The sequence below is a fragment of the Pigmentibacter ruber genome, from assembly GCF_009792895.1.
Lineage (GTDB): Bacteria > Bdellovibrionota_B > Oligoflexia > Silvanigrellales > Silvanigrellaceae > Silvanigrella > Silvanigrella rubra.
Window position 1 is genome coordinate 1091822 of the sequence record NZ_WSSC01000001.1, and the last position, 17066, is coordinate 1108887.

Below are 17066 nucleotides of genomic sequence, written 5' to 3' on the forward strand. Positions count from 1 at the left end.
TTTATTTTATGGTATCAAATTTTCAAAATAGTATATTTCACTATATTCTTAATGCTAAACAAAGTTCGCAAAATTCATTAATTGCAATTATGGGAGGTATGAGTGGTTCTAGGTTTAATGACTCAGATGCAATTGATGAACTACCTTTTGTTATTTTTGACTTTGAAACAACTGGTTTAGATATAAGAACTTCTCGAATTATTGAAATTGGTGCTATAAAATATATAAATCGAAAAGAGGTTGATAGATTTTCTCAATTAATTAATCCAGGTATACTTATTACTGATGAAATTACAAAAGTAACAGGAATAACAAATGATATGTTAATTGATAAACCAAATTTTCAATCTATTTTACCAAATTTTCACGATTTTTTACGCGGATGTGTGGGGTTAGCACATAATGCTGAGTTTGATGTTGGAATGTTGTTTCATGAATCGAATAGATTGGGGATATCATGTGATTATACTGTGTTTTGTACTCTAAAAATGGCAAGAGATTTAGTTAAGATTGAGCGCAGAAATCTTGACGCTTTAGCAAGACATTACGGATTAAGCTTTGAATCTAGGCACCGTTCTATTGGCGATATTCTAGTTACAGCCGATGTATTTTGGAGTATGCTTAGAGAAAATCCTGCAATTAAGACCATTGCGGATCTTTATCCTTATCGTGAGGAAATGCCAGGATAAATTTTAGGAATGTGACGTTAGTGAAAAGTAAATTATTACATTTTATTTTTGCAATTTTTTTTACTATTCAAATAAGTTTTGTCTTTTATAAATTTGTAAATCCTTCTCTTATCTGGACTGCTTTTCCAATCTCTTTATTAACTTTGAGGTTATTTGATAGATATTTTTTTCAAGGTCAACAAGTAATTAAATCTTTTTCGAATGAAAGAATTGAATTAAATTTAAGAGCTGCAGGTTTTTCTGAAAAAAATTATGTAAAAAAAATGAATAGGAAAAAATATTTTATATATTTTCTATTTATTGTTTCAGCAGTTTTAACTTTTAAAGAAGAGTTTTTATTTAGTTTTGATAAATTTATATCTATTTTTAAAGAATCTTATCCTGTAATAAAAATTGAATATCCATCTTATTTATCAAAAAATCCTTTATTTCTAGAATTAACAAAGAAAGAACAAAATTTAGAAATTGATAGTTCTTATTATTTGGAAATAAATATCATAAATTTAAAAAAAAGCGATATTTGGCAAGTTCAATTAGTTGATAAAAACCAAAGTTATCCTGAAAAAAATATATCTTATCAAATGCGAAATGGAAGTTGGTCAACTTCGGTTCAAGAAATGTATTCTTCTTTTTCAAAAGACATTATAAATAATAACAATCTAATAAAAATAGAGCCAAAAAATATAGAATTAATTGTAACTAACAAAGAAAAAACATTTAAAATAAATTTAACAGTTAATCTAACTATGAAACCTCAGGTTGTTTTTGAACCTATTTTTAAAGAAAGTTTGGACTCACCTCAATTTCATGGAAAACTAAATTTTAAGTTATTAGTAAATTCGAAAGTTCCTTTAACTAATATAGAATTAAATGTTCGTACAAAATCTGGTTATTCTTTTAAAAAAACAATTGCTGAATTCGCCAATTCAGCTGAATTTCAATTTAACTCAGAAAATGTTGAATTAGTTACTTTGGGAATACCTTTTTTGGCAGAAGATATTCTTTATGTAAAAGCTATCGCTAAAACTGTTTTGTCTGATCTGGCAGGCGAGTCGAACGAATTAGAGTTTCCTATAAAGACTCCTCTGCAAGTAAGATCTGAGATTATTAAAAATTTAGAAGATGCTTTAAAACGTTTGAATAGTATGAATAAACCTGATGAAAATTTTAAATCTTTGGAATTAAATATTCTATCTAAAGCTTCACAATTATCTATAAATTTAAGTCAGTCAGGTGTTATTAGAAGAAATATTTTAGAGACTATGAGTTCAGTTGAAAATATGTCTCTTAAGAATGATAATTATTATGAAAAAGCTAAAGCAAAATTAATTACTACTTTAAATATTTTAAGAAGACAGCAAAAAATGAATGAAACAAATAACTTCATGGCAAGACTCTTAAATCTAAAAAATAATTTATTAATGAATGAGAATTGGTTAAAACATAAAAATGAATTCAAAAGTGAAGCAGCTGAACTCCAAGAAATGGCTTCTCATATCAATTTGCAAATCAAGAAAATTATTAATGAAAATGCATATCCTTTATCAAATTCAGAAAAAAACTCTATTTTAACTTTATTAAATGCAGATAAAACCTCAGATAAATTAAAATCTACTGAACGTAGTTTAACAACTGATAATATTTATGATGCTCAGAATCATATACAAAAAGCCATGGATGAAGCAAATAATCATTTAGGATTTGCCATGCAATTATTACAACAGGCTAGATTAAAAGCCATACAGGAAGCAAAAATTCAATTAAATCATGCCGATCTTGCCTTAGAAAATTCAAAATACGCAACTAATAAATCTGAAGTAATAAAAACATTAGAGAAAGCAAAAGCAAATTTGGAAAAGACACCACGTTTAGGAGGAGAATTTAATGAATTTTTGCAAGAAGCAAAGAGTAATACAAAAAAAACACTACAATCAACAAATGTAGATAGCTCATTTGATAAATTAGTGTATACCCAAAAGGCACAAGAGGCAGTAGAAAGAGCCATTTTATCACTGCAAGACGAGGAAGAAAGCGATAAAGATATGCAGAAAGAGCAAGACGCACACTCTTATCGTTCTATGATGGATATAATATCCGCACAAAGCGCTTTAGATTCGACTTGGAGAAAAAAAATTCTTGATGAAATTTCGAAACTAAAATCTCAAGGTGAAACTTCTGATTCTCCTATGATTCGTTACTTAGAAAGTCGTTTACGGTAGTCATGAAAACATTTAAAAATCGTAATTACATTCATGGAATCTCTTTTCATCATCGATCTAGCCAAAAACGGGTGAAAACTAAATCTTCTTTTAGTGAATATTTTAATATTAATGAACTAAATTTTGCTATTAAACAGGGGCGACCTGATAATTTAGAATCTGAAAGTATTTTTTATTTACTTTGTGATCAAGGTAGAAATGAAATTAATTCACTTGTTTCTATTTGTACTGAAAATATAACAAAATGGGATGGAATAATTAAAACATTAGATCGCTGTTTTGCATTTTCTAATCTAGAGAGAAAAGAATATTCTTTGGATACATTCAACGATCAAGAAGATTTATTTTTAACAGCATTAGAAGAAATTGATGTTTACTTAGAAGCTAAAAAACTTCTTTTATTATGGAAACATAAATTGAAAATATTAGAAATGATAGTGGAAGCTCAGGGGAGTCTTCGGTTTTTAAATAAAGATTTTTTTTAATTGAATGAAGCTATTAATAAAAAAATTTTCCATATATTCATCAACATTTGAATGAAAATCAGAAATTTTAGTATTGAATTTTTGTGTGAATTCTAGAGAATATTCAGAAATATTATATTCATTAATATTTAATATATTAGGATTACTTTTGCTGAATTCAACACAACTAGAAATTAAGCTAATAGAAATTATAGAAATTATTAATGATTGTTTGATATTCATTTTAAACTCTTTAATAATAGACAATATGAATAAAAAAGACAATTTTAATTAGGTCAAGTTACTTTAAAAGTCAATATAAAATGTAGCTTTTTTAAATAAATTTATTCAAATTATTTCATATAGTTAGAAACTTAAAGTAATACCACCCCAATAGGATTGATCATAATAAGGATTTCCGTATGGAGAGTTTACTCCTGAAGGAGATATGCGGTAAGTAATTTTCAAATGAAAATAGCGAGTTATTCTCATTGATAAAGAAGCACCAGCATCCCAAGTTAAGGGAACTTCATCGTTACTTTCTTGTCCATATATATCTTTTGTTTTTTGTTTTCTATTTAATATGCCGCCGTAAATAGATGGACTAAAGTAATAATTAAATAATCCTATGCTTAAATTTGTAAAAGTATCAGTTGAATCTATTTGCTGAGTTAGTTGACCAGCTGGTAATGTCTTAGTCCCTTGGCTTGCAACATAAGTTCTGTATGCGTCATTGTACTCATATAAATCGCTTGTAAATGATTCCCCCATTTCAATTTGCATAAATCTATTTATAGGCAAGCCAATTTCAAGTCCATAGGAGGTTCTTGTGTATTTGTATGTACTAGTATAACTTGTAGAGTAATTTCCGTTAAAAGTTATATCTATAGCAAAAGCTATTTTAGAGATAAATATAAAATTTATTATTGTTAACAAAAATATCTTCATAGAAATTTTAACCAGATAATAATTAATTTAAATTTTTATCGGCTATTCATATTTCATATACACAGGAAATATTTTCATTATTTTTTAAAGATAGGATATTTTTAGCGAGAATAGATCTGATTTTGAAGAAGAGTTGTTTGTCTATTAGTTGAATCTACTAGTTTATTTATTTCATCTGTTAGATCAGGACTTGGAAGCCAGGATGAATTATCCTCCATTTTACTTGCAGGAGAGCCTGTATAGTATTCTACAACGTTTTTTAATACAACCTCGGTTTGCCTAGGGCCAACAGGAAAAATCATTACATTTATTCTGTTTCTAAATAATCTACCATCAATAAAAAACTTATCCCAATCTGTTTGCAAATTAAAATTGCGTCTATCCATTGAGTTTATGATATAATTTTGTGATAAAATTCTCGAGATAATTCCAAAAACTAGAGCTGGATGTGCTTGTGTCCTCCAAGTATTGCCTTCTATATGCGCAAGTAAAAACGAATTTTGCATTGGCATTGCATAATTAAAATTATTGTTTCCTAAAGAGGGTCTTTTATTTGGACTTATTTGGCCATTTTGTGATATACCGTTTCTGTTGAAGTTATCTCTTCCATTTTCATTATTTGGTTCATCTTGAAAGAGACTTTCTAAAAAGCTTGGACTTTTTCTTTGTTCTGTAGCATCCCCATTCCTTTTATAGTTGGGATTTAGCAGTGAAGAGCACCCGCTAATCAGCAAAATATTGATTAAGGAAAGAAATCTCATCAAATTCATAATGTTCCTCTATCGAGAAATTCTACTTTATTGGAATTATCTTATTTTTTGATGAAGAAGATATGACTAATATTTGCATATGACACAAGATAGTTAAGAAACATTTTCCTTCTGAACTGATTGTGCAAATGTGCTTGTTTTTTGCTACATTTTTGAGATTTTCTTTTGAGGATTAAATTTGCTCACTATGATTTTGTGTGATAAACGGAGCATTGCTTTTTTCGTATTTCCAATAATTAACGAAAGGTATCCAACTATGAGGAGCTCAACTAATTCTGGGCTACGGCTTGCAGCAAGAAGCACGCTTATAAAATTGTTTATTTGTGCCATCTCGACAGTAATACTTTCAAAAGGAAATGCTGCTGAGAAGTCAATACTGGATACCATTAAGAAAGATGGTGTTTTACGTGTGTGTGCTGAATCAGGGTATTTGCCGTTGGAGATGAAAACTGCATCTGGCAAATGGTTAGGATTTGATCCCGATATGATGGAAGCATTTGCGAAGACATTAAATGTAAAATTATTGATGCTGGACACAAAGTGGGATGGTATTATTCCTTCATTATTAACTGCAAAATGTGATATGATAGCCTCATCTATGGCTAAAACTAAAGAGAGAGCTAAAGCGGTTCAATTCAGCGATCCTTACTACGATAATAAATTACTTATAGCTACAAAAGACACTCCTGAAAATAGAAAGCTTTACAAAGCATTAGATGATTTTAATAAACCAAATTTAAAAGTTGCAGTTAAAACAGGATCTGCTCCTGATTTATATCTTCAAGATTCTAAGGCTTTAAGTAAAGCACAAATTATGCGCTTCGATGCCGATGCTGATACTTTAAACGCAGTTTTAGGAGGAAGAGCTGCCGCTTTTATTTATGATACTCCTTATGTGAAACTCGCTGCATTAAATAACCCAGGAAAAATCTATATTGTTCCAAATGGATTTAGTGGTGACCAATTTGCTGTGGCAATGCGTAAAAAAGATCAAGATTTATTGATTACCTTCAATAAGTTTTTAGCTGACTGGAAAAAAAATGGTGGTTATGCTAAGGCGGTCAAGTATTATTTCGAAGGTCAAGAGTGGATGGCTCTTCTAGATAAGTAGCAAAAATAATTTTGTTTTTTAGTTTTAAATCCTCAGTTTGGAAAAAAGAAACGCAATGCCAGATAAAAAAATACCTCTTTATTACTCCCTTTTGTCTATCTTTGTAATTTCATTGCTATTCTATATATTAGTTCGAAGTTTTCTGGAACTAGATTATAGTTGGGACTTTACAAATTTACTACCCTATATTTGGCTTCCAAGTTCTGAAGGAGGAGGACCTGGTCTTTTTCTAAAAGGATTGTGGATAACAATCAAAATGAGTTTTGAAGCTATAGTCATTGGTACTATTCTAGGAATAATTTTTGGTATACTTCTTACTACAAAAGAAAAGGTGGCAAAGTTTGCCGCTTTATTTTATGTAGACGTTTTTCGTAATACCCCTGTTCTTGTTCAATTATATGTTGCTTATTTTATAGTAGGTTCGGCTTTTAATCTGTCTGGAGCAGTTGCCGGTGTATTAACAATGAGTTTATTTTGTTCAGCTTATGTAGCTGAAATTTTTAGAGGCACTATTGTAAACTTTGAAAAAGGCCAAATTGATGCTGCAAAGGCATTAGGTCTCAGTCCTCTACAAATAGCTAGAAAAGTAATTGCTCCACAAGCACTTAGAAATATGTTGCCACCATTAATTGGCCAATTTGTTTCTTTAATTAAGGACAGCTCTCTACTCTCTGTTGTGGCAATTCCTGAACTTACAAAAGAAGCTCAAAATGCTGTAACTGTTACCTTTAGAAGCTTTGAAATTTGGTTCTTTATTGCTTTACTTTATTTCGTAGTAAATACTCTAGTTAGCTCATTAGGAAGATATCTAGAAAAGAAATTAAGTGTAAGCTTAAAACATTAATTTGGAAATGATTTTATGTCGCAAGATGTCGTAGTTAGTTTAAAAGATGTTAATAAAATTTTTTACACCAAAGATAAAGAGCATCATGTTCTTAAAGGTATAAATTTTGAGGTTAAACAAGGTGAAGTAGTTGCTCTTATTGGTCCTTCAGGAAGTGGTAAAAGTACTTGCTTGAGAACTATTAATGCCCTAGAGACGATCACTTCGGGTGACGTTGAAGTATGTGGAATAAATTATCGTGATTCCAAAAAATCTTTGCACTTAATTAGAAGAAATACAGGAATGATTTTTCAACGTTTTGAATTATTCCCACATATGTCTGCATTACAAAACGTCGCTTTAGGACCTAATTTAGTCTTAGGCAAATCCAAAGAAGAATCAAATCAAATAGCTACTGATCTTTTGCGTAGAGTAGGTTTAGGTGGTCACATAGATAAATATCCAAGAGGCTTGTCAGGAGGGCAACAACAGCGAGTTGCAATTGCAAGAGCATTGGCAATTAACCCTAAAGTTTTACTTTGCGATGAACCTACAAGTGCTCTTGATCCAGAGCTTGTAGATGAAGTTGTAGATATATTAGTTGACATAGCTAAAGGTGGTATGACAATGATTGTTGTTACCCATGAATTATATTTTGCCCAAAAAGTCTCTAATAGAACAATGTTTCTTGAAAGTGGTTTGATTGTTGAACAAGGTGACACTAAAGAAATGTTTTTAGCTCCAAAAACCGAACGTCTTCAAACTTTCCTTAAGCGAATTACACATCAAAGTTAATTTTTAAATTTGTCTTATAATATTCTAACCCTTTCTGAAGAATAGAAAGGGTTTTTTCTTTTTTTAAAGAAAATCTTTATGAGAAAAATCAAATAAACAATTAATTGAATTTAACTAATTTAATTGGTTATTTGATTAAATATCAAGAATATGTATAAATTAATTATTTCACATTTATTCTTGATATTTAAGGTAATAATGGTACTTTAATTCAGCCCTGTCGAATAAAAAAGGAAATACTTATGAGTTTAAAATTAGTTACCTTATATATTGCTACTTTATCAAGTGCAGCGTTTGCTGAAACCTATGATTTGAGTACAGTAGTTAATCCAGAAAATCAAAATAAAATAATTGCAGAAATGATTGATACATTTAAAAAGGGAGTTGTAGATAAAAGTACTCCAGTAACTTTATCTGGTAATTTTGAAGTTAATGAAAAAAATAGATTAACCGCTATCAATGTTGAAAAAGTAGGTTTTAAAGTTATTAATGTCCCATTAATTGGAACTTATCAAACTGAAGCATCAATTAAAGCTGTTATTAATGACGATAATTGTAAAGACATTAAAATAACTCATACAGCAGTTCTTAAAGGTTCTCCTTCTTTTGTGAATCCTATATTTGCTACAGACCTAAAAAATAATGCAGCTAAAGCAATTGAAATATTTATCAAGAATTCAGAATTAAGCAAAAACTGTGCAAAAGAGAGCTATACAGTTATATTTAATTAATAAATTATAAAAAAGACGGGGTGTCTCCATTTATATTAAATGGAGTTTTTTCTTGTCAATTTTCTGACTTGTCATTTTTTTGACGAAAATAAAAGAATATAAAGATATTTTTATGAAAATAACTTGTAGATATAGAATTAAATTTTATTTTACCTCAAATTTATAAAAATAAGCTAAAAATAATAATAATTTGACTACCAATAAATTTCAAGATATTTTTTTTGCAGAAAATAATTAAAAATTGGAGAAATTATATGAAGTTATCCTTCAAAATAAAGTCATACAAAAAACTTAGCATTTTAGTTTCTTTTTGCTTTTCTGGTACTTCATTCGCAAAATCTGAGCCAGAATATGTCAAGAATTTATTTAACTCTGACTATTATGTAGCTTGTTATTATCATGATCAACTTCAAGGGTTAGAAAATAGCAATCCTAATTTAATGTATCCGAGCTTGGATTTTTTAACTTTTGGAGCTAGAAAAAATTATGTTTGGGCAATAAATTCAGGGAATTCAAATTTAATTAAGACAAAATTAACAGGAAAAATAACTGATGGGTTTTTTATAGAGGAAAAATTATCTTATCAGGAAGTTCAAAATCAATGTAATTCAGCTTTAAAAAATAAATTCCCAACACAAAAATTTGATATATTTGAAATAAAAGCTGCAACTTCAGATCTAGCAGGATATGAATATCCAATTCAATTTATTAAAGGCGAAGTAAATCAACAAAAAATTAAACAAATTGTTTTATTTGGTGATAGTTTATCTGATGCAGGTAATTTAAAGCGATGGACAAAAATAATGCCGTTTTATCCATTTTGGTTTGGACGTTTTGCTGATGGATATGTCTGGAATGATTACTTAACTGAAAGAACTCATTTACCAGTTTTAAATTTCGCTTATGGCGGAGCAAAAACTGATGGAACCAATGATGCATTTAATAATAGTATTCCTACACAATTTTTAACTGCTGTAAGAACTTTTTTTACTGGAAGTTCGAAATATTATGTTAATTCCTATTTAAAATCTTACTTAACAACTGATTCATATAGAACTACAAATCAAAAAATTACAAACCCAAATGAAACACTTTATATATTTTGGATTGGTGCAAATGATTTTTTAGAAAAATTTGAGGGAAATTTACCTGCTCAGAATATGTTTGAAAACCCAGATGCTGTAGGTGGAGTCAATATCATTTATAAAAGAGCAGTAGATAATATCGTTGAACAAATTAAAATGTTAAATAATGCAGGTGGCTATCATTTTTTAGTTTTAAATTTACCTGATTTAGGTAAAACGCCAATTATTTTAACTGCAAATTATAATAAATATCAAGATGATGAAAAAAATAAAACAGAATTTTCTATAAAGTTATCCGAGGCAACTGCAAAATTTAACTTTTATTTAAATAGTTCTCTGAAAAATCTCCAAGATATTCAAAAAGAAAAAATTAATATTAAAATTCTCGATGTTAATAGTGATTTTGAAAGAATAATGAATAACAAAAATATTTTTGATGACTCGTTTTTTGATTACGGTTTTACTAAAATGAATTCAAAATATCTAATTCCTAAAACTAATAATTATATACAAGATTTTTGTTATAGCGGGAATTTCTATAAAACAGCATTTTCAAATATTGGTAAAGAAACAATATTAATGGCTGTAAAAGAAAATAAATGTAGTGACGAAAATGGGAATAGAATAAAATATCCTATTTTCTTTAACTCCCCGCATCCTTCAGCATATTCTCAATGTTGGGTTAATTTTGCAGTTGAAAAAATAATGATTGAAAATGGATTTTTAAATAAAAATTTAGAAACAATAGATGAAATGAAAAAATATTGCCAGTCTCAAATGAATTAAAGGTGCAGCATTTTCGCAATATCTTCTATTATTTTTTCAGCCATGAGCATAGTTAATTGAGTATCAGAATCGGAAAGAGCTTCATTTGGGTTTTTATGAACTTCCATAAACAGCCCATCAACTCCAACTGCAATTGCGGCTTTTGCAAGAGGGTGTGCCATATCTCTTAAACCTGAAGAACAACCATTCCCAGCGCCAGGTAACTGAACTGCGTGTGTAGCATCAAAAATAACAGCATGCCCTTCTTTGCTCATCTCTACTAAATTACGAAAATCTACAACTAGGTTGTTATAACCAAAGCAGGTACCTCGTTCTACTAATATGGTTTTGGGATTGTTACAAGCAGAAAGAAAATGCGCTATTTCTCGCATTTCTTCTGGGGCAGCCCATTGTCCTTTTTTTACTTGAACTACTTTTCCAGTCTGGGCTGCTGCTATAAGAAGTTCCCTTTGTTTACATAAAAAAGCTGGTATTTGTAAAATATCTACTACATTTCCTGCCTCTTCAGCCTGTGCTACAGAATGAACATCAGTAAGTATAGGAACATTTAATTCTTTTTTAATTTTTTCCAACCATTTTAAACCTGTTTCTATTCCTGGGCCTCGTTTACTTGTTGCACTTGTGCGATTTGCTTTATCATAACTGCTTTTAAAAACATAAGGAAGTTGATATTTTTCACATAGTTTTTTCATAAAAAATCCAACTTCTAATCCTAATTCTAAGGATTCAAGCATGCATGGTCCAGCAATTATTAAAGGTCTTGTTTTAGATAAAGTGACATTTTGACAAATTTCACCATCCCATTGACCTGCATAAAAGTTTGTTTGATTTTGCATTATATTAGCCTTTAAACTTATGAACTATTCAGATAAAAAATTATTTAAGACTTTTAATTGTTTTCGATTTTCGATGACGTAAAAATTGGCACCAAAACATTTTCCGGTATCAATAAACGCATTCATAAAATCATTATTTTTAAGCCATTGCGGTTTATGTGTATAGGTTATTTCTTCAATAGAAGACAATTTTCCGAGATGAATACCAAATGGAATGCCAAAAGAGCGTAAGATATGCAAAGACCGAGGGTCTAAAACAACATCTGAATATCCAAAAGAATTTCCTGTTTCAATAATAGCAACTTGAGTGTTTTTTAATTTTTCTATTACTCGTTGCAAATCACTTGGAGCGAGAAAATTACCTTTTTCAACAAAAATGGGTAATTGACTTTGTTTACAAGCTTCTAAAATATCACTTTGTCTGCATAATTCACCTGGTATATATAGAAAATTTACTATTTTAGCAGCAAGAAGTATTTCATTTGGGGAACTTACTATAGAGCCAAAAGGTTGAGTTATATCAAGAGAATTTTCTTTAAATTTTGTTATATTTTCCTTCATTATTTCTAAATGAACCTGATTAGAATTTGAATTTAATTTCCATTCACCAAAATTGAAAACAGGAAAAACAGATCTCTCGCTAGGAACAAAAAGATTATTGTTAGAAATATGCTCTAAAGCAAAGTTTTTATACTGACTAAAAAAGGACATGGAAAGCTCCCTATTTAGGAAGCTTCACTACTTTCTTGATCTAGAGTTTTTGAGCTTCCTTGGCTTATTTCGTCTTCAGTTTGCTTCAATAAAGCAAGCTTTTGAATTAAATTACCTAAGATTATGGCATTTTCACCTCTTGGATGAATTATCACACCACCAATTCTCTTTAACTCCTTATCACACCATTTTACAACCAAATCAATTTTTAAAAATTTAATATTTGATATGTTAAATTGATCAATTGGAATTTTTAATGAAAGATTTTTTCCAGTTTTATAGTTAATTCCCTCATTTGTAATAAATTCAGCTTTAAATCCTTTCCATGAGAGGTCCAAGACGACAACTTTTTTTGAAATTAAAGGGTTCCATTTATTTGGAAATATTTGAGCGACTATTGCTGTTTCGTATCTGGGCTCACGTCTTTTCGGTATTTTTGGAACCATACTCCACCTTTAGCTTATAGCTTCTGGAGTTCGTTCCTCCAGAAAACTCGGGTCAATAACTGTTCAAAAGTGAGTAAAAAAAGTGCGAATGCAAGTAGCCATGGGTATGCATCAAGAAGTGCAACTTTTTTTGACACTGCAGTTATGTCTTTGGTTAAATCGGAAGATATTTTTAATAATTCAGGGATTCCTTCAAATAAAAATGGGTTTTCAAAGTTTTCTTGAGATTTTGCAGTACCAGAAAAAACTGGCCAAGTTTGAAATTTAAGATGCTCATCTTTTTTATTTTGCCAGCTCAAAGAAATATCTGAATTAATTCCGCTATTTGCGCTTAAGTTTGGTAAAATTGTAGACAGAGACGAGTCTAACTTAAGCATTTCTCTTTGCAGATTATTTAAAATGAAGGGTGCGCCAGATAGCTCATTTTTTAGGTTTGAGGATACAAAAATATTTTTATTTATTTGCAGGCCTCCTCGACTCTTAATCTGCAAAAATTTGTCTTCTGCATAGATACGCGGGCCTAATAGATCTGGTCCCTTAATTCCGCTATCTTGCCTTCTTTGTAAGAACTCTACCATCCAATTAAAAATATTTTCACTACTTTCGGAACCTCGCATTCTTAAAGCTACAGCTGCATGATTTTCTAGTTTTTCTTGAGTATAGCCATAGATCCAATCAGCTCCTAAAAATGATAAAATAATTCCTTTTTGATAAGGCATAGCAAGAAGTACAGGACTATCTCCATCAGCTGTTTTTGCTAAAACAATTGCGTCTTTTTTGGGTTTGCAGTCTAAAGCAGTATAATAAGTTACTAAATTTGATAAGCTTTCTTTAAAAATATCATCCGTTAGAAAATTTGTTTCATTTGCTTTCCAAAAATGTTTATTTTTAAAATCCCAGTTAGGTTTATTTTCACAAGGAAAAATAGAATTAATTAAGCTATTTTCACTTAAAAAAGATAGAGGTCCTGCTTGTAAAACAAGTCTTCCTCCATTGGCTACATAATTGATAAGGTTACTTGACTCTTTTTCGCCAAGATACGTATCAAATAAGAAGTTTTGTGCTATAATTCCGTGAAAGTTTTGTAAACTGCTCCCAAAAAGCTTATCAGCTGGAAACTCTATTAATGATAGTTGAGAATTGGGAATGCTTTGATCGCTAGTAGTTTCTCTTAGTATATAATAGCTTAATAAATCTAAATTTGGCCAAAATTTTAGTTTTTGTCTTAGTGTTCTTAAACTCCAGTCAGGACCTACACTAATATGAAGAAAAGTACTTTTAGAATAAACAACTTGAACATTTGTACTAACAGAATTCATAGGTTGTTTTGTAAATGCAGAAGTAACATCGGCAGTCACTACTTGATTTCCAATTTTAGAGAAATTTATAGGAACATCTATAATAGTATTAATTAACCCATTACTTGGTATTTCAATTTTAAATGATTTTGCATTTAAAAAAGAATTTCCGGAATGTAAAATAATTTCTCCTTTAATTTCATTATGTGATTTTATTTTCCCTATTAAATGAATACTTGCGGTCGATTCTTCTCCAAGAAAACTAATTTTAGGAATAAATATATCTGATAAAACCAAGTAATTTTCAGAGCTACTATTGTTGCTAAGAATTTTTGTCAAAGGGATAAAAAATAATCTATTTTCTTTAAAATTTCTGGTTTCTTTCAATAAAGTATTAAATTTTTTTGCCTCCTCTCCAAAAAAATGTGCATTTGAAATAATTACTGTTGTTCCTGAATTATTTTTTATTTGAGAAATAAGATCATCGTAATCTTGTATAGGTAAATTATCTTCTTTACCATAATTAGTATAATTAATTTTTGTATCTTGACCGAATTGATTATAAATAATTTTTTGAATTATATCTTTTTCTTTAAAACTAAATTTAATTTCTTCAGGAATAAATATTTGAATTATAGAATTTGAGTCTGAAGTATTTTTCATTTCAATAAATGGTAATATTATTGGTAAAAAAATTAAAAAAATAATAAATATTCTTAAAAGTAAAATAATAGTTTTTTTCATGGTTCTAACCCAAGATTTCTTATTCTGTTTAATATTTCTGGTAATTGAATTTGATCTTCTTTATAATCAGTAGTCAAAAAAGAATAAAAAATATTTACAAAAGTCCTTAGCCTATAATCTTTATTCTCTTTGAAACAGTCTTCGCCATTCGATAAAAAGTGTGTACTTATTGTCAATCCAAAAGGTGCTTGGGCATTTATTTTTTTGCGAAGTATGAGAACTTTAGCAGAGTCATTTAAGCAACCATCTAATGATTGTAGTAAATAAAAGCTGCGATAAAACATCCCTCTTTTTTTTGGTGATTCCCATTGAATACCTATACTTTGATCATTTAATTCTAAGAGAAAAGAAGGCATTTCTTTTGTTCCTTCCAATATAAAAATCCCACCGTTTGAAATATGAGCAGAAAGATCTTTTATTTTTAAATCTCGGAAATCATCAGTCCACCAAATGTCTGCTTCACCTGGGTGGCATGCAGCAACTTTTATTTTCAATGGAAATGTAATTGTGCCACGTTTCATAATAGTTGCACGAAGTTCATTGTATTTTTTTTCGTGGTCTGCAGTAAAATTTTTTCCACACCAAGCAATCCTAAAAGGAACATTCTCATGTTCACTTTTGTTAATTTCTCTACTATTTGGGAAAAATGGGAAAGAAAAGTTTTCAGAAGCAAAGGTTTTATTTTTATAGGAAAAAAGACTTAAAAATAATAGGAAAATAGCAATATTTATTTTTTGATGCCACCAAAGAGCAAGTAAAGAAATTGCTCCAATTACCGCTGCTAAAATATGGAAAATTGAATGACTTATACTTTTTTTTCCACTTTGTTCATCTGTTTCAACTGATGGATTTCTAAAATTTTCGCTAAATTCTTCAACAGTAAGAGTTTTAATAAATTTAAAATCATTTTTTGGTGTAATAAGTAATAATTTATTTTTATTTTCTAATTTATATAGTCCGAATGTAAAGTTATTTAATTTCTGGAATTTTAAAGTTTCTAAATCTAGTATTTCAGCAAACTTATCTGCTGCATAAACTTCAATTTCATCCAATTTTTCTCTTAATCTTGAGGCATCATCTAGTACTAATTTTGTATAGGCAAGATTTGATTGTTTTAAAGTACTAGAAACTTCAAACCAAAAATGGGTCCATGTTCTTGATCTTCCTAATTCCCCATTTGGTGTAGTAGTTGTCGTTCTTAAATAAAAAAATGGTAAAGAAGTTGCTTTCCAAGCAATACTTGTGCCATCTGCAGAATTATAAAACGGTTTAAAAACTCCTTTATAAACTCTTGTATCATCCGGAAATCTAATGCCTAATTCAGCACCTGGAGGAGGCGGTATGATGGGGATTTGGATTGGAAAATTACCTGAATCCATTTGAATAGTTTTTAGTTCTGCAAGTGTTTCTTCAATATAATCAGAATGTGGAATGTTTCCTGCTGTATATACTAACGTATCGAAATTAGGATCAAATCCTTCTGGGATCCAAAATGAGAGATCATCATTCATTGTTGAAATTACCTGATCATTCAATTGTACAATCCAAACAGCAGCATTTCTATATTTCCAAATATTTTTATTTGGATCCATATTTTCATAATTCTCTTTCTCACACTGTTTTTCAATAAAATTACTTCCAAAGAAATTAACAAGAGTTCTTAGACTTGCAAATGAATCTAATTCAATTGGACTTGGATATTTATTAGTACATGCAATAAATAGTGGTAAGGTCTTTTTTGTATCTTTTTCTGTTAAAATATTAAAACTTTCTTGTGTATTGCTGAAATTATTTATTATGAATTGAGGGCGAGCTTCTTGAGGAATTAAAGATTTAAATTTGTTGAAAATACTGAAATCATCTTTTGTTTTTATTTTTTCGTTCCATAAAGGAAATAAATTTGTTGGTATTATTTCCTTTTGAGTTTTTATTAAATTATTTAACTCTTTAGTTTTTAATAATATTCCTTTAGTAAAATACTTTTTTAAATTAAATAGACCTTGCATGGTATCGTAATTTCCATCAGATAAGGCAATTAAAATATTCTTTTTTTCAAAAAAATTCTCATTACTATTTAAATTTTTTATGAGTTCATCAATTACTATTGATTGACTAAATGGTGCAACAATATTGCTTTGAACATTTAAAAATTCAATAATTTCATTTTTTGTAGATAATGCTTTTATTTTATGTTCAATTTTTATTTGACCATTTACAAATTTATAAGAATTTTCTAATCCATAATTTTTATATCCAAAATCTAAAATTTTATCACTTTCTATTTCAGGATTGAATTTATTTTCAAGTCTTGTAAGTCTTGCAGATATAGTAGGATCCACCCAAATTAATGCAGATTTATTTGTGGATTCTTTATTAAGAGCATGTTTTTGTTGAAGATATGCTAAGGAAAAGCAAATTGTAATTATTAAAATTAGAATGATAGGAAGAATGGGTGGTTTATTTAATTTAATTTTATTTTTGAAAGGGTTTTTTCTAGTTTTTCCAAAAAACCATGAAGGAATTTCTCTTGGCTTAATTTTTTTTACTTGCAAAAATAAGACCAAGATAGTAAGTAAAGAAACTAAACTTGAAATAATAAATAAAAACATA

General features: G+C 29.1%; 16 protein-coding genes. 8 read left to right on the forward strand and 8 right to left on the reverse strand.

The genetic code is table 11. The annotated features are described in order from the left end of the window. Positions 1-8 precede the first annotated feature (8 nt). Genes GOY08_RS04525 through GOY08_RS04535 form a run of 3 tightly spaced genes read left to right on the forward strand, consistent with a single transcriptional unit; the run spans position 9 to position 3393 of the window. Positions 9-689, forward strand: a complete 681-nt coding sequence (locus tag GOY08_RS04525; RefSeq protein WP_158997558.1) for a 3'-5' exonuclease — start codon at positions 9-11, stop codon at positions 687-689. A 20-nt stretch (positions 690-709) separates the two neighbouring features. Further along, on the forward strand, positions 710-2908 hold the full coding sequence (locus GOY08_RS04530; RefSeq protein ID WP_158997560.1) for a hypothetical protein: 2199 nt from the start codon (positions 710-712) through the stop codon (positions 2906-2908). A gap of 2 nt (positions 2909-2910) precedes the next feature. Further along, complete coding sequence (locus GOY08_RS04535) at positions 2911-3393, forward strand: hypothetical protein (protein WP_158997562.1); 483 nt, start codon at positions 2911-2913, stop codon at positions 3391-3393. On the opposite strand, the gene GOY08_RS04540 is transcribed toward GOY08_RS04535, so the two are convergent. The 3 genes from GOY08_RS04540 to GOY08_RS04550 form a co-directional block, all read right to left on the reverse strand. Further along, the gene (locus GOY08_RS04540; RefSeq protein ID WP_158997564.1) at positions 3373-3615 is read right to left on the reverse strand and encodes a hypothetical protein; all 243 of its coding nucleotides are present in this window, start codon (positions 3613-3615) and stop codon (positions 3373-3375) included. The two genes, GOY08_RS04535 and GOY08_RS04540, sit on opposite strands and share 21 nt — an antisense overlap. Positions 3616-3738: 123 nt before the next feature. After that, positions 3739-4308, reverse strand: a complete 570-nt coding sequence (locus GOY08_RS04545; RefSeq protein ID WP_158997566.1) for a BamA/TamA family outer membrane protein — start codon at positions 4306-4308, stop codon at positions 3739-3741. Between the two features lie 113 nt (positions 4309-4421). After that, entirely contained in the window at positions 4422-5090 is a 669-nt protein-coding gene (locus GOY08_RS04550; RefSeq protein ID WP_158997568.1) for a hypothetical protein, read from the reverse strand. Between the two features lie 256 nt (positions 5091-5346). On the opposite strand from GOY08_RS04550, the gene GOY08_RS04555 reads away from it, so the two are divergent. From GOY08_RS04555 to GOY08_RS04575, 5 genes are all read left to right on the forward strand, one after another. Then, positions 5347-6201 carry a transporter substrate-binding domain-containing protein gene (locus GOY08_RS04555; protein ID WP_268892488.1) on the forward strand — a complete coding sequence of 285 codons (855 nt, stop codon included), beginning with the start codon at positions 5347-5349 and terminating at the stop codon, positions 6199-6201. A gap of 55 nt (positions 6202-6256) precedes the next feature. After that, on the forward strand, positions 6257-7045 hold the full coding sequence (locus tag GOY08_RS04560) for an amino acid ABC transporter permease (RefSeq protein ID WP_158997572.1): 789 nt from the start codon (positions 6257-6259) through the stop codon (positions 7043-7045). A gap of 15 nt (positions 7046-7060) precedes the next feature. Further along, complete coding sequence (locus GOY08_RS04565; RefSeq protein WP_158997574.1) at positions 7061-7819, forward strand: amino acid ABC transporter ATP-binding protein; 759 nt, start codon at positions 7061-7063, stop codon at positions 7817-7819. A 242-nt stretch (positions 7820-8061) separates the two neighbouring features. Next, positions 8062-8550 carry a hypothetical protein gene (locus tag GOY08_RS04570; RefSeq protein ID WP_158997576.1) on the forward strand — a complete coding sequence of 163 codons (489 nt, stop codon included), beginning with the start codon at positions 8062-8064 and terminating at the stop codon, positions 8548-8550. A gap of 254 nt (positions 8551-8804) precedes the next feature. Further along, positions 8805-10421 (forward strand): SGNH/GDSL hydrolase family protein, encoded by a 1617-nt coding sequence (locus GOY08_RS04575; RefSeq protein ID WP_158997578.1) that lies wholly within the window; start codon positions 8805-8807, stop codon positions 10419-10421. Here the strand turns inward: GOY08_RS04575 and kdsA are convergent. The 5 genes from kdsA to GOY08_RS04600 are packed head-to-tail and all read right to left on the reverse strand — an operon-like array spanning position 10418 to position 17065. Continuing rightward, positions 10418-11257: a 3-deoxy-8-phosphooctulonate synthase gene (kdsA, locus tag GOY08_RS04580; RefSeq protein ID WP_158997580.1), complete on the reverse strand. Its 840-nt coding sequence runs from the start codon at positions 11255-11257 to the stop codon at positions 10418-10420. The genes GOY08_RS04575 and kdsA overlap by 4 nt on opposite strands. Positions 11258-11281: 24 nt before the next feature. After that, on the reverse strand, positions 11282-11968 hold the full coding sequence (locus GOY08_RS04585) for a DAHP synthetase I family protein (RefSeq protein WP_158997582.1): 687 nt from the start codon (positions 11966-11968) through the stop codon (positions 11282-11284). 14 nt (positions 11969-11982) lie between these two features. Then, the gene (locus tag GOY08_RS04590; protein WP_158997583.1) at positions 11983-12414 is read right to left on the reverse strand and encodes a hypothetical protein; all 432 of its coding nucleotides are present in this window, start codon (positions 12412-12414) and stop codon (positions 11983-11985) included. 14 nt (positions 12415-12428) lie between these two features. Further along, positions 12429-14456, reverse strand: coding sequence for a hypothetical protein (locus tag GOY08_RS04595; RefSeq protein ID WP_158997585.1), 2028 nt, complete (start codon positions 14454-14456; stop codon positions 12429-12431). After that, a complete protein-coding gene (locus GOY08_RS04600; RefSeq protein ID WP_158997586.1) occupies positions 14453-17065 on the reverse strand; it encodes a hypothetical protein in 2613 nt (870 codons plus the stop codon). Before GOY08_RS04600 ends, GOY08_RS04595 begins: the two co-directional genes overlap by 4 nt. Position 17066: the final 1 nt, after the last annotated feature.

Coding starts and splice junctions, on each gene's coding strand:
- GOY08_RS04525 (WP_158997558.1), top strand. CDS start 9: ATGGTATCAAATTTTCAAAATAGTATATTTCACTATATTCTTAATGCT.
- GOY08_RS04535 (WP_158997562.1), top strand. CDS start 2,911: ATGAAAACATTTAAAAATCGTAATTACATTCATGGAATCTCTTTTCAT.
- GOY08_RS04540 (WP_158997564.1), bottom strand. CDS start 3,615: ATGAATATCAAACAATCATTAATAATTTCTATAATTTCTATTAGCTTA.
- GOY08_RS04550 (WP_158997568.1), bottom strand. CDS start 5,090: ATGAATTTGATGAGATTTCTTTCCTTAATCAATATTTTGCTGATTAGC.
- GOY08_RS04555 (WP_268892488.1), top strand. CDS start 5,347: ATGAGGAGCTCAACTAATTCTGGGCTACGGCTTGCAGCAAGAAGCACG.
- GOY08_RS04560 (WP_158997572.1), top strand. CDS start 6,257: ATGCCAGATAAAAAAATACCTCTTTATTACTCCCTTTTGTCTATCTTT.
- GOY08_RS04565 (WP_158997574.1), top strand. CDS start 7,061: ATGTCGCAAGATGTCGTAGTTAGTTTAAAAGATGTTAATAAAATTTTT.
- GOY08_RS04570 (WP_158997576.1), top strand. CDS start 8,062: ATGAGTTTAAAATTAGTTACCTTATATATTGCTACTTTATCAAGTGCA.
- GOY08_RS04575 (WP_158997578.1), top strand. CDS start 8,805: ATGAAGTTATCCTTCAAAATAAAGTCATACAAAAAACTTAGCATTTTA.
- kdsA (WP_158997580.1), bottom strand. CDS start 11,257: ATGCAAAATCAAACAAACTTTTATGCAGGTCAATGGGATGGTGAAATT.
- GOY08_RS04585 (WP_158997582.1), bottom strand. CDS start 11,968: ATGTCCTTTTTTAGTCAGTATAAAAACTTTGCTTTAGAGCATATTTCT.
- GOY08_RS04590 (WP_158997583.1), bottom strand. CDS start 12,414: ATGGTTCCAAAAATACCGAAAAGACGTGAGCCCAGATACGAAACAGCA.
- GOY08_RS04595 (WP_158997585.1), bottom strand. CDS start 14,456: ATGAAAAAAACTATTATTTTACTTTTAAGAATATTTATTATTTTTTTA.
- GOY08_RS04600 (WP_158997586.1), bottom strand. CDS start 17,065: ATGTTTTTATTTATTATTTCAAGTTTAGTTTCTTTACTTACTATCTTG.